We start from the raw sequence: 12,784 nt of genomic DNA on the forward strand, positions 1-12,784 counted from the left end.
GTCGGACGCTAGTCGCCTCGGGGGAGCCGCCGCAATCCCTCGAGCGGTGCGGGTCGGCGTGCCCCGACGAACTCGCTGTCGGGGGGCCCGGGAATAGTTCCTGCGACGTGCCCGTTGTCCGCTACAGTCCATGCAGATGCATGAATCTGAGCAGTCGAGGAGCAGACGATGAGCGGGATGCAGTTCGGGATCTTCACGGTCGGCGACGTCACCACCGACCCGACCACGGGACGCACGCCGACCGAGGGCGAGCGGATCAAGGCGATGATGACGATCGCCAAGCACGCCGAGGACGTCGGGCTCGACGTCTTCGCCACGGGGGAGCACCACAACGAGCCTTTCGTGCCGAGCTCGCCCACCACCATGCTCGGCTACCTCGCGGCCCAGACGTCGCGGATCATCCTGTCGACCTCGACGACGCTCATCACCACGAACGACCCGGTGAAGATCGCCGAGGACTACGCGATGCTGCAACACCTGTCGGACGGTCGGATGGACCTCATGCTCGGTCGCGGCAACACCGCGCCCGTCTACCCGTGGTTCGGCCAGGACGGTCGCAACGCGCTGCCGCTGACGATCGAGAACTACCAGCTGCTGCGCGAGCTGTGGGACAACCACACCGTGAGCTGGGAGGGCCGGTTCCGCACGCCGCTGCAGGGGTTCACCTCCACCCCGCGGCCGCTCGACGGCGTCGCCCCCTTCGTCTGGCACGGCTCGATCCGCACCCCGCAGATCGCGGAGCTGGCCGCGTACTACGGCGACGGCTTCTTCGCGAACCACATCTTCTGGCCGAAGGAGCACTTCGCCCAGCTCATCGGGCTCTACCGCGAGCGCTACGAGCACTACGGCCACGGCCGCGCCGACCAGGCGATCGTCGGCCTCGGCGGCCAGGTCTTCTTGCGCAAGAACTCCCAGGACGCCGTGCGCGAGTTCCGTCCGTACTTCGACAACGCGCCGGTCTACGGCAACGGCCCGAGCCTCGAGGACTTCACCGACATGACGCCGCTGACGGTCGGGTCGCCGCAGGAGGTCATCGACAAGACGCTGACCTTCCGCGAGACGTTCGGGGACTACCAGCGTCAGATGTTCCTCATCGACCACGCGGGCCTCCCGCTCGCGACGGTGCTCGAGCAGCTCGACCTGCTCGGCTCCGAGGTCATCCCGGTGCTGCGCCGGGAGCTGGACGCGCTGCGTCCGGCCGACGTGCCCGGTGGTCCGACGCACGCCGACCGCGTCGCGGCGCGCGAGGCCGCGACGGCGACCGACGTCGTCGAGACGGCCGACGACGACGCGCAGCTCACCCCCGGGCTGGTGGACGGCGCGCTGGTGGGGGGCCGGTGACCAGCCGCGCCGCCGCCACCCGCGCCTGGAGCGAGCTGCTGCGCACCTCGACGCTGCTGATGCGGCGCTACGAGACGCAGGGCGACTTCGGCGACCTCGCGCCGCGCGAGTACGACGTGCTGCTGTCCCTGGCAGAGTCCGACGGCGACGAGGCGCGGCTCGGACAGCTCGCCCAGTCGTCCTCGCTCCCGCAGCCGAGCATGAGCCGCATCGTCGAGCGTCTGGAGCGGCGGGAGCTCGTCAGCCGCTGCCCGACGCCCGACGACGGCCGGGGGGTGCTCGTCCGGCTCACCGACGCCGGCCGAGCCGTGCAGCGCGACGTCGCCCGCCGGCACGTCCGCAGCATCACCGAGGCGATGTCGGCCGGTCTCGACGACGCGGAGGTGCGCACGCTCGCCGCGCTCCTGCGCAAGGTCAGGGCCGCCAACTCGACCGGTCCGAGCACGACGACCGACGCGACGACGAAGGACGCACGATGATGCTGGTGGCACTCTCCGGGGCGTGGGCGCGCCGTCGAGCACGACGACGGTGGTCGGACTCGTGCTGGACGCGACGGCCGCGCTGCTGCGCGAAGCGGGGCACGATGTCGAGACGCAGGTCGTCGAGGTGCGGGACGTGGCGCTCGCCGCGACCGCCGAGACGATCGGCGGCCTGCGCGAGCCGCACCTGGACGCGGCGCTGCGGACGCTCGAGCAGGCCGACGGGCTGATCGTCGCCTCGCCGGTGTTCCGCGGCTCCTACGCCGGGGTGTTCAAGACGGTGCTCGACCTGCTCGAGCCCGGTTCCCTGCGCGGGATCCCGACGGTGCTCGCGGCGACGTCGGGCACGGTGCGGCACACGCTCGTGACCGAGCACGCGCTGCGCCCGCTGCTGTCCTACTTCGGGGCGCTCACGCTGCCGACGACGATCGTCGCCGTGCCGGAGGATCTCGTCCTCGGCTCGCGCCCGGTGCCCGAGCTCGCGGCCCGGGTCGCGCGCAGCGCCCGGGAGCTCGCGGACGCCGTCGCCCGCTGACGCCGCCCCCACCACCGGCGAGGGGTTTGCGCACACCGGCGAGGGGTTTCTGCACCACCGGCGAGGGGCTTCTGCACCACCGGCGAGGGGTTTCTGGCGAACCGGCGGGCCGCCGACCCCCCGGTCGGTAGGATGGGCACATGACTCGTCGGGACCTCCTTACCCAGCCGCGCTGACTCCAGCGGGCGCCTCGCTCCCACGAGCGGGCGCCGCACCAGCGCGGCTACCTCCCCACCTCGCGGGAGGTCTCTTTTTGCCCCGACGCCCCACCGAAGGACAGGCCCATGACTGAGCAGGCTGAGCAGGTCGCGCACGCCGCCGACACGACCGGGCAGACCGCTGCCACCGACGTCCCGCCGTTCCGATACACCCCGGCGCTGGCGAACGACATCGAGCTCGCGTGGCAGGAGCGCTGGCAGGCCGAGGGCGCCTACGTCACGCCCAACCCGGGCGACGACGACGAGACCGCCGGCAGCGCCGTCCCCGGCGAGTCCTTCTTCGTCATGGACATGTTCCCGTACCCCTCCGGCAAGGGCCTGCACGTCGGGCACCCGCTCGGCTACATCGCCACCGACGTCACCGGCCGGTTCGAGCGCATGCGCGGGAAGAACGTGCTGCACGCGCTGGGCTACGACGCCTTCGGCCTGCCGGCCGAGCAGTACGCCGTCCAGACCGGCCAGCACCCGGCGATCACCACCGAGCAGAACATCGCCGTCATGCGCCGCCAGCTGCGCCGCCTGGGCCTGGGTCACGACGACAGCCGCAGCTTCGCCACCACGGACCCCGAGTTCGTGCGCTGGACGCAGTGGATCTTCCTGCAGATCTTCCACTCCTGGTTCGACCCCGAGGCGACGGCGCCCGACGGCAGCGCCGGCGCCGCCCGCCCGGTCAGCGAGCTGGTCGACTCCTTCGCCTCCGGCGGGCGCGAGCTGCCGGGCGCCTTCGCCGGTCGCGACTGGGACGACCTGACGCCGCGCGAGCGCGAGGACGTCCTGGCGAGCTACCGCCTGGCGTTCGTCGCCGACGTGCCGGTCAACTGGTGCCCCGGTCTGGGCACCGTGCTCGCGAACGAGGAGGTCACGGCCGACGGACGCTCCGAGCGCGGCAACTTCCCGGTCTTCAAGCGCAACCTGCGCCAGTGGGTCATGCGGATCACCGCCTACGCCGACCGCCTGGTCGCCGACCTGGACGAGCTGGACTGGCCCGAGAAGGTCAAGTCGATGCAGCGGCACTGGATCGGCCGCTCCGAGGGCGCGTTCGTGGACTTCGACGTCGCCGGCGCGAGCGAGAAGCTCACCGTCTTCACCACGCGTCCCGACACGCTGTTCGGCGCCACCTACGTGGTGCTGGCCCCCGAGCACCCGCTGGTCGAGGAGCTCCTGACCGGTGACCCGGTGTGGGACGACGGCGTGAGCGCGACCTGGACGGGCGGCGCCGCCACGCCCGCCGAGGCCGTGCGCGCCTACGTCGCCACCGCCGCCGCCAAGACGGCCGAGGAGCGCCAGGCCGACGCCGGCGCCAAGACCGGTGTCTTCACCGGCGGCTACGCCACCAACCCGGTCAACGGCGAGCCGCTGCCGATCTTCGTCGCCGACTACGTGCTCATGGGCTACGGGACCGGCGCGATCATGGCGGTCCCCGGCCACGACACACGCGACCACGCGTTCGCGACCGCGTACGACCTGCCGATCCGCGAGGTCGTCTCCGGGGCGCCCGACGGCGTGACCGAGGCCGCGTGGACGGGTGACGGCGTCGCTGTCGCGTCCGCCAACGCATCGGTCTCGCTGGACGGCCTGGCCGTGGCCGAGGCCAAGCACGCCATCATCGAGTGGCTCGAGGCCAAGGGCGAGGGACGCGGCACCACCACCTACCGTCTGCGCGACTGGCTGTTCAGCCGCCAGCGCTACTGGGGCGAGCCGTTCCCCGTCGTCTACGACGCCGAGGACGGCCGCGTCATCCCGGTGCCTGAGTCGATGCTGCCGGTGGCCCTGCCCGAGGTGGCGGACTTCTCGCCGCGCACGTTCGCGGTCGACGACGCCGACTCCGAGCCGGAGTCGCCGCTGTCACGCGCCACCGAGTGGTCCACCGTCGAGCTGGACCTGGGCGAGGGCGTGCGCAGCTACCGCCGCGACACCAACACCATGCCGAACTGGGCCGGCTCGTGCTGGTACTACCTGCGCTACCTCGACCCGACCAACGTCGACTTCGCCGTCGCCCCGGAGCTCGAGCGCTACTGGATGTCCCCGCAGCCGGGCGGTCCGCGCGGCACCACGGGCGGCGTCGACCTGTACGTCGGCGGCGTCGAGCACGCCGTGCTGCACCTGCTGTACTCCCGGTTCTGGCACAAGGTGCTGTTCGACCTGGGCGTGGTGACCTCGCGCGAGCCGTTCCACAAGCTCTTCAACCAGGGCTACATCCAGGCGTACGCCTACACCGACGCGCGCGGTGTCTACGTGACCGCCGACGAGGTCGTGGAGCATCCGGGCGTCGGGGGAGCGGAGCCGACGTTCACGTGGAACGGCGAGCCCGTCAACCGCGAGTACGGGAAGATGGGCAAGTCGCTGAAGAACATGGTGACGCCCGACGACATGTACGCCTCCTACGGCGCCGACACGTTCCGCGTGTACGAGATGTCGATGGGTCCGCTGGACCAGTCGCGAGCGTGGGAGACGCGCGCCGTCGTCGGCGCCCAGCGCTTCCTGCAGCGCCTGTGGCGCACGGTGGTCGACGAGACCACGGGCGAGGTCGTCGTCGTCGACGGCGCGGGGTCGGAGGAGACCCGCAGGGCCGTCGCCCGCACGATCGCCGACGTCACGGTCGAGTACGCCGCGATGCGTCCGAACACCGCGATCGCGAAGCTCATCACGCTGACCAACCACCTCACGGCGCTGCCGGAGGTGCCGCGCGAGGCCGCCGAGGTGCTCGTGCTGATGACGGCGCCGGTGGCCCCGCACATCGCCGAGGAGCTGTGGCAGCGGCTGGGTCACACCACCTCGCTCGTGCACCACGCGTTCCCGACGGCGGACGCCGCGCTGCTGGTGGAGGACACGGTGACGTGCATCGTCCAGGTCGCGGGCAAGGTGCGCGATCGGCTCGAGGTGCCCGTCGACGTCGATCCGGCCGAGCTGGAGACGCTCGCCCTGGCGACGCCGGGCGTCCAGCGCATCCTGGACGGCGCGACGCCGCGCAAGGTGATCGTCCGCGCGCCGAAGCTGGTCAACGTCGTCCCGTAGCCACCTCGGAGCGTCTCCGCCGAGACCGATGCGTGGCAGGCGGGACCGACCCTCGCGGGATCGGTCTCGCGTGCCACGCGTCGGTCTCGCGGTCGTCGTGGGGCTTGCGCGGGTCGCTAGCCTCGGGGGCGTGAGTCGGCACCAGGAGCTGAGCGACGACGTCGTCGCCTGGATGAGCGCGTGGGACCCCGCCGTGCGGTGGCAGGTCGAGCGGGATCTGCTCGGCGATCCGCCGTCGGTGTGGGAGGTCACGCGCGCCCGCACCGCGACCGAGGGGTTCGGCGCCCGGCTGCTCGCGCACCAGGACGACGACGGGCAGTGGGCGGGCGGAGCGTACTTCCCGGCCGCTGACACGGACGGCGAGGTCGTCATCGACGCCGAGGGCGATCCCGACGCTGCCGGCGCCCAGCCCTGGACCGCCACCACCTGGAGCCTGACCTTCCTGCGCGAGTGGGGCGTCCCGGCCGCCGCCCTGGGCGACACTGCGGACCGGCTCGCGGTCAGCAGCCGCTGGGAGTACGACGACCTGCCCTACTGGGGCGGCGAGGTCGATTGCTGCATCAACGCCTTCACCCTCGCGAACGGTGCCTGGCTGGGCACCGACGTCGACGAGCTCGCCGACTGGTTCCCGGCCCACCAGCTCGCCGACGGCGGCTGGAACTGTGAGTGGGTCGAGGGATCGACGAGGTCGTCCTTCCACTCGACCCTCAACGTGGTGCGCGGGCTGCTCGCGCACGAGCTCCTCACCGGGTCGACGGCGCTGCGAGCCTCGCGCCTGCGCGGCCAGGAGTACCTGCTCCAGCGCCATCTCCTGCACCGGGCCTCGACCGGTGAGCTCGTCGGCCCGTGGGTGACCCGGATCGCCCACCCGTTCCTGTGGGTGGCGACGGCGCTCGGGCAGCTCGACCACCTGCGCACCGCCTCGCTGCACGACGGCGCGGCGCCCGATCCTCGGGCGGCCGAGGCCGTGGCGCGGGTCAGGGCCGCGCGCCGGCCTGACGGCACCTGGCTGCAGGAGCGGCGCGACCCCGGGGCGGTCTGGTTCCACACCGACGTCCCGGCGGGGGAGCCGTCCCCCTGGCTGACCCTGATCGGGACCCGCGTCCTGGACTGGTGGGACGCCGGCACCCGCGAGGCGTGACCGCCCCTCGGTTGCCCGCGTCCCAAGGCGTGGACTTCCGGTGGCCGTTCTGGTCGCGGGTCACCGCCCTGCCTAGCGTCGAGGCATGACGACGACCACCTCACCGGGCCACTCGCCCGCCGCCACCCCGACCTCCGTCACCGCCAGGGTCGAGGCCCGGGTCGCCGAGCTCGCCCCGCGCCTGGCCGCGTTCTCGAGCGACCTCTACGCGCACCCCGAGCTCGGCTACCGCGAGTTCCGCTCGGTCGAGGCGTTCGCCTCCGAGCTGGCCCACGCCGGCGTCGAGATCGAGCGCGGCACCGGCGGCATCCCGACGGCGTTCGCGGCCCGCGCAGGAACGCGCGAGTCCGGTCCCCAGGTCGTCATCACGGCCGAGTACGACGCGCTCCCCGGCGTCGGGCACGGGTGCGGTCACAACGTCATCGCGGCCTCCTCGCTCGGCGCCTTCCTCGCGCTCGCGCCGCTCTTCGAGGGCCCCGAGGCGCTGCCCGGCGGCGTCACGCTGCTCGGGACCCCGGCCGAGGAGGGTGGCGGCGGCAAGGAGCTGCTCATCCAGGCCGGCGCCTTCGACGGCTTCGACGCCTCCGTGATGGTGCACCCCGGTGGCGTCGACGTCGCCGCGGGCCCGTCGAACGCCAAGCGTCAGGTGGTCGCCACGTTCCGCGGTCGCACCGCGCACGCCGCCGCCAACCCGCACCTGGGGCGCAACGCGCTCGACGCGGCCGTGACCGCCTACCAGTCCATCGCGCAGTCCCGCCAGCACATCCTCCCCACCGACCGGGTGCACGGTGTGTTCCTCGAGGCGGGCACCCGGCCCAACATCGTGCCCGAACGCGCAGTCCTGGAGTACTTCCTGCGCTCGCGCTCGGTCGAGAGCCTGCTCGCGCTGTCGGACAAGGTCGAGGCGGCCTTCCGAGGCGCCGCGATCGCCGCCGGCGTCGAGGTCGACATCGCGTGGGACGGCGAGCCGGTGTACCTGCCGCAGCGCATCAACGCCACGCTCGCCGAGCGCTTCGTGCGCCACTCGGCCCCGCGTCGCGAGGTCCTCGCGGTGCAGGAGGACACCGGGGCGGGCCTCGGCTCCTCCGACGTCGGCAACGTCAGCCACCTGCTGCCCACGATCCAGCCGTCGGTCGCGATCGGCGACCCCGACATCCCGGGCCACTCGCGAGAGCGCGCCGACTCCACCCAGACACCGGACGGTCACCGCGCGATCGTGGACTCCTCGATCGCGCTCGCCCTGACGGCCGCCGACGTCCTGCTGGACGAGGACCTGCGCGAGGCCGCCTGGGCCGAGTTCCGCGCGGCCGGGGAAGCGATCCGGGTGGGCGACCTCGTGCCGCTCGCCCCGTGGCCGACGTTCCCGACGCCGCCCGCCGGCTGACCCCGCCCGACCTCACCCTCCCGCCCGTCACCCACCCCAGGAGACCCGCATGTCCGACACCACCACGCAGCGCCGCACCATCCCGGCCGACCTCGACCACGTCGTGTTCGCCGGCCCCGTCCTCGCCGACGCGATCGACGCCGTCGAGCGCCTCACCGGGGTGCGCGCCGCCCCGGGCGGCAAGCACCCGACCGGCACCGCCAACGCGCTGATCGCCTTCACCATCGACGGCGAGCGGGTGCCGCACTACCTCGAGGTCATCGGCCCCGACCCCGAGGGCGAGCGCGCCGCCGGGGAGATCGACACGTTCGCGATCAAGCACCGCTCCGGCCCCGCCGTCGCCACCTTCGCGATCCACCCGAGCGACATCGTGGCGACGGCGCAGCGCGCTGCCGACGCGGGCGTCGACCTCGGCGAGATCCTCCCGCTGTCGCGCCGCACTCCGTCGGGCGAGCTGCTCGAGTGGCGCCTCACGCGCGGCGAGCGCCGGGATCCCGACCCGGCGATCCCGTTCCTCATCGACTGGGGCACGACGGCGCAGCCCGGGCTGGGCGACATCCCCACCCTCGAGCTGCTCGCGGTCCGCGTGGAGCATCCGGACGCCTCGGCGCTGACGGAGAAGTACGCGCTCCTGGGCGTGGAGACCGAGGTCGTGCAGGCCGACGCGTTCGCGCTCGTGCTGACCGTCGCCGGCCCGGAGGGCCCGGTCGAGCTCCGCTGACCACCCTCGTACGCGACGGCGCCCCCGCCGAGAACGCCGGAGACTGCCGTATCGCGACCGGTACGGCAGGCACCGGCGTTCTCGACGGGGGAGCTGCTCACCAGTAGACGGCGAGCGGCTTCCCGTCGTGCTCGAGCACATCCACCCGGGTGCCGAAGACCTCGCTGAGGATCTCCGGCGTCATGACCTCGCGCGGGGTGCCGACGTGGCGCACCCGGCCGTCCGCCATCGCGACGATGCGGTCGGCGTACCGCGCGGCGAAGTTGATGTCGTGCACCACGATCACGACCGTGCGTCCGAGCTCGCGCGCCGCGGCGTGCAGCTGGGCCATCATCTCCACGGCGTGCCGCATGTCGAGGTTGTTCAGGGGCTCGTCGAGCAGCAGGTAGTCCGTCTCCTGCGCAATCACCATCGCCACGTAGGCGCGCTGACGCTGCCCGCCCGAGAGCTCGTCGATGAAGCGGTGCTGCAGCGCGGTCAGGTCGAGGAACTCCAGCGCGTGCCCGACCGACTCGACGTCGCGGGCCGTCAGCCGTCCCTGGGAGTGCGGGAAGCGGCCGAGGCTCACGAGCTGGCGCACGGTGAGCCGGGCGGTGAACTGGTTCTCCTGGCGGAGGATCGCCAGCACCTGGGCGAGCTGCCGCGGCTTGGTGGAGCGCACGTCGAGCCCCGCGACCTCCACCCGGCCGGAGTCCGGCTGCAGCAGCCGGCCGATGGCGGTCAGCAGCGTCGACTTCCCGGCGCCGTTCGGACCGACCAGCGCGGTGACCCCGCCGCGCGGGATCGTCAGGTCGACGTCCGCGAGCGCGACCGTGTCGTCGTAGGACTTGGACAGCTCGGAGACGGTGATCACCGCAGCCCCTTCCGCAGGAGGTGGATCAGGAACACGGAACCGCCGATCAGCTCGATGATCACGGTCACCAGCCCCTGGGCGTAGAAGACGTGACGCAGCACGAAGTAGGCGAGCAGGAGCGTGGTCGCCCCCAGCAGCAGCACGACCGGGATCAGGCGTGAGTGCTCGTGCGAGCCGACGAGCTGGTACGTCAGCAGGGCGACCACGAAGCCGAGGAAGGTCATCGGTCCGACCAGGCTCACCGACGTCGCCACGAGCAGGGCGACCAGGAGCAGCACGAGCAGGACCTCGCGCTGGTAGGACACCCCGAGGCTGGTGGCGGTCTGGCGGCCGAGCCCCACGACGTCGAGCACGTGCCGACGCCGCCACAGCACGATCGCGACGACGCCCACGATGGCGCCCGCCCAGGGCAGGTAGTCGGGATCGGCCGCGCTGATGTTGCCGAACAGCCGAGCGGTGAGGATGTCGAACTCGCTCGGGGTGAGCAGACGCTGCATGAAGGTCGCGAGCGAGGCGAAGCCCATGCCGAGCACGACGCCCACGAGCAGCAGCAGGTGCAGGTTCGCGCGTCGTCCGGAGAACAACCAGCCGTACAGGGCCGTGGCGAAGACGACCATCACGACCGTCTGCACCGCCGAGGCCGCGGCGCTGCCGGTGACGGCGAGCGCGCCCGCACCGCCCAGGAAGATCGCGGCGGTCTGGACCACGCGGTACATCGCGTCGAACCCGAGGATCGACGGCGTGAGGATCCGGTTGCCCGCGACGGTCTGGAAGACCAGCGTGGCCAGGCCCTGCGCGCAACCGACGATCACCACCGTCACGATGGAGGTCAGGCGCATCATCACGATGGTCGTGTGGCCGGAGGTGCCGGGCGGCACCGGGATGTCGTAGAGCGCGATGCCGGCGGCGCTGGCCAGGCCGACGAGCGCGACCAGGAGCACGGGCCAGGAGGAACGCAGCCGGCGCGCCAGGGGGCGGGCGGCCCGCGAGGACGGGGCTGCGTCTCCCGGCGGGGGAGCGGTCGTCGTCTCAGCCACGACGCCTCATCCGCAGCACGAGCGTGATGAACACGGCGGCGCCGACGATGCCCAGCACCATCGACGCGGGCACCTCGAAGGGCATCCGGACGGTGCGGCCGAGGATGTCGCAGACCGTGACGAGGGCGATGCCGCCGAGGCAGACCCACGGCAGGTTGCTGCGCATGTCGTCGCCGCGCACGAGCGTGACGATGTTGGGCACGACCAGACCGATGAACGGCAGGAAGCCCACGACGACGGTGGTGACACCGGTGGCGACCGCGACCAGGCCCGTGCCGGTGAGCATGACGCGCTCGTAGCTGAGGCCGACGTTGGTCGCGACGTCCTTGCCCAGCCCGGCGACGGTGAGCCGGTCGGCCATGACGGCGACGGCCACCACGACGACGGCCACGATCCACAGCACCTCGTACTGCCCGCGCACCACCGAGGTGAACGAGCCCATGAACCACGTGCCCAGCAGCTGCAGGTAGTTCGTCGAGAGAGCCAGCAGCGTGGTGAACGAGCTGACGACCGTGCCGAGCATGATGCCGACGATCGGCACGACCAGCGTCGAGCGGACCTGGACGCGGCGCAGCACGAGCATGAAGACGAGGGTGCCGACGAAGGCCGCTCCCGAGGAGATGACCATCCGGGTGGTGAGCGACGCCGTCGGGAGCCAGATCACCGAGACCAGCAGGCCCAGCGCGGCCCACTCGGTGGTGCCGCTGGTGGTCGGCTCGACGAACCGGTTCTGGGTGAGCAGCTGCAGCACGAGGCCCGACATCGCCATCGCGGTCCCGGCGAGCACGAGCGCGAGCGTGCGCGGCACCCGCGTGATCCAGAACATCGCCCCGCCGCCCTCGCTCGCCAGGTCGTACACGCCGACGAACAGCGAGGCGACGACGAGCGCGAGCGTGAGGGCGACGGCGATCGGCAGCGCGGCGCGCCGCCCCCACGTGGTGGGGGCGACGCGGGCGGTCAGGCTCACTCGGCCTTGGCGCCGAAGGCGTCCGCGATCTGCTGGAAGAGCGCGGTGTAGGCCTGGATGTCCTCGGTGAGGTAGAAGTTCGGGTCGAGGTAGATGACCTGGTCCTTCGCGACGGCGGGGACGTCGGCCAGCGCGGCGGAGCCACTGATGAGCTCCTGCGCCGAGGTGTACTCGCCCTCGCCGACGCCGGAGCCGTCGCGGTCGAGCACGATGATCCACTCGGGCGCCGCGGCGGCGATGGCCTCGACGCTGATGTCGTCGCCGTGGGAGGTGTCCTCCGCGGCCTGCTCGATCGCGGGCTGCAGGTCGAGCGTCGGGAAGAGCATGCCGAGGCTGCGGCCGGTCACCGGGGCGGAGTAGGCGATCTCGCCGCCGGAGGTGATGAGGCCGACGACCGTGTCGGTGCCGTTGTAGGCGTCCGAGGCGGCGGTGACGGCGTCGTCGTAGTCGGCGACGATCTCGGCCGCCTCGTCCTCCCGGTCGAAGATCTGCCCGAGGATCTCGATCTGACGCTTGAGCTCGTCGGAGATCTCCTCGCCCTCGCGCGGGTGGGCCTCGACGACGACGGCGTCCGGGTTCTGGCTCACGATCGAGTCGTAGCTCTCCTGGAAGCGGTAGCCGCCGATGACCAGGTCGGGGGTGGCGGCGATGATGCTCTCGAGGTTGGGCTCGCGGTGGGAGCCGACGTCGAGCACGGCCTCGTTCTCGGTGTACTCGGGCCAGATGCCCGTGCCCATGATCGGCTTCGGGGCGGCGACGAGCTCGACGTCCCACGCCGACAGCGTGCTGAAGACGTGGTTGTCGAGGGCGACGACGCGCTCGGGGTTCACCGGAACCTCGAGCTGGCCGTGGTTGTCCTCGATCGTGACGGTGCCGGTGGCCGCGGCGTCGGAGTCGGTGGTCACGGTCGCGTCGTCGGTCGCGCCGGACGTCGCGGTGGAGTCGGACGACGGCGGGTCGGCGGCCTCGCTCGCACCGCACGCGGCGAGCGCGAGCGCGAGGGGGAGGACGGCCGCTCCGGCCAGCAGACGGCGGGCGGGGGTGGTTGAGCGCATGGTGAGGGTCTCCAAGTCAGGGGATGCTAAGTAAGCGT

11 protein-coding genes are annotated in these 12,784 nt (G+C 72.3%); 7 read left to right on the top strand and 4 right to left on the bottom strand.

Annotated features, from left to right (window positions below; translation table 11 throughout):
* Nucleotides 1–177 precede the first annotated feature (177 nt).
* The 7 genes from C8046_RS00680 to C8046_RS00710 all read left to right on the top strand — a co-directional run bounded on the left by C8046_RS00680 (nucleotide 178) and on the right by C8046_RS00710 (nucleotide 8,834).
* Nucleotides 178–1,341 carry an LLM class flavin-dependent oxidoreductase gene (locus tag C8046_RS00680; protein WP_109227836.1) on the top strand — a complete coding sequence of 388 codons (1,164 nt, stop codon included), beginning with the start codon at nucleotides 178–180 and terminating at the stop codon, nucleotides 1,339–1,341.
* A complete protein-coding gene (locus C8046_RS00685; protein WP_109227837.1) occupies nucleotides 1,338–1,820 on the top strand; it encodes a MarR family winged helix-turn-helix transcriptional regulator in 483 nt (160 codons plus the stop codon). The genes C8046_RS00680 and C8046_RS00685 overlap by 4 nt, the downstream gene beginning before the upstream one ends.
* A gap of 22 nt (nucleotides 1,821–1,842) precedes the next feature.
* Complete coding sequence (locus C8046_RS00690; protein WP_109227838.1) at nucleotides 1,843–2,355, top strand: NAD(P)H-dependent oxidoreductase; 513 nt, start codon at nucleotides 1,843–1,845, stop codon at nucleotides 2,353–2,355.
* Between the two features lie 284 nt (nucleotides 2,356–2,639).
* On the top strand, nucleotides 2,640–5,588 hold the full coding sequence (gene leuS / locus C8046_RS00695; protein WP_109227839.1) for a leucine--tRNA ligase: 2,949 nt from the start codon (nucleotides 2,640–2,642) through the stop codon (nucleotides 5,586–5,588).
* 172 nt (nucleotides 5,589–5,760) lie between these two features.
* Nucleotides 5,761–6,729, top strand: a complete 969-nt coding sequence (locus C8046_RS00700; RefSeq protein WP_109230638.1) for a squalene cyclase — start codon at nucleotides 5,761–5,763, stop codon at nucleotides 6,727–6,729.
* Nucleotides 6,730–6,814: 85 nt separating this feature from the next.
* Entirely contained in the window at nucleotides 6,815–8,113 is a 1,299-nt protein-coding gene (locus C8046_RS00705) for a M20 family metallopeptidase (RefSeq protein ID WP_109227840.1), read from the top strand.
* A 49-nt stretch (nucleotides 8,114–8,162) separates the two neighbouring features.
* Nucleotides 8,163–8,834, top strand: a complete 672-nt coding sequence (locus C8046_RS00710; protein ID WP_109227841.1) for a VOC family protein — start codon at nucleotides 8,163–8,165, stop codon at nucleotides 8,832–8,834.
* A gap of 97 nt (nucleotides 8,835–8,931) precedes the next feature.
* Here the strand turns inward: C8046_RS00710 and C8046_RS00715 are convergent, their stop codons facing one another.
* From C8046_RS00715 to C8046_RS00730, 4 genes are read right to left on the bottom strand one after another with little or no spacing between them, the layout of a single operon-like run.
* Nucleotides 8,932–9,687, bottom strand: coding sequence for an ABC transporter ATP-binding protein (locus C8046_RS00715; RefSeq protein WP_109227842.1), 756 nt, complete (start codon nucleotides 9,685–9,687; stop codon nucleotides 8,932–8,934).
* Nucleotides 9,684–10,724: an iron chelate uptake ABC transporter family permease subunit gene (locus C8046_RS00720; RefSeq protein ID WP_109227843.1), complete on the bottom strand. Its 1,041-nt coding sequence runs from the start codon at nucleotides 10,722–10,724 to the stop codon at nucleotides 9,684–9,686. The genes C8046_RS00715 and C8046_RS00720 overlap by 4 nt, the downstream gene beginning before the upstream one ends.
* Complete coding sequence (locus C8046_RS00725; protein ID WP_109227844.1) at nucleotides 10,717–11,691, bottom strand: ABC transporter permease; 975 nt, start codon at nucleotides 11,689–11,691, stop codon at nucleotides 10,717–10,719. Before C8046_RS00725 ends, C8046_RS00720 begins: the two co-directional genes overlap by 8 nt.
* On the bottom strand, nucleotides 11,688–12,761 hold the full coding sequence (locus tag C8046_RS00730; RefSeq protein WP_235866013.1) for a siderophore ABC transporter substrate-binding protein: 1,074 nt from the start codon (nucleotides 12,759–12,761) through the stop codon (nucleotides 11,688–11,690). The genes C8046_RS00725 and C8046_RS00730 overlap by 4 nt, the downstream gene beginning before the upstream one ends.
* Between the last annotated feature and the right edge of the window lie 23 nt (nucleotides 12,762–12,784).

It is taken from the genome of Serinibacter arcticus, assembly GCF_003121705.1.
Classification (GTDB): Bacteria; Actinomycetota; Actinomycetes; order Actinomycetales; family Beutenbergiaceae; genus Litorihabitans.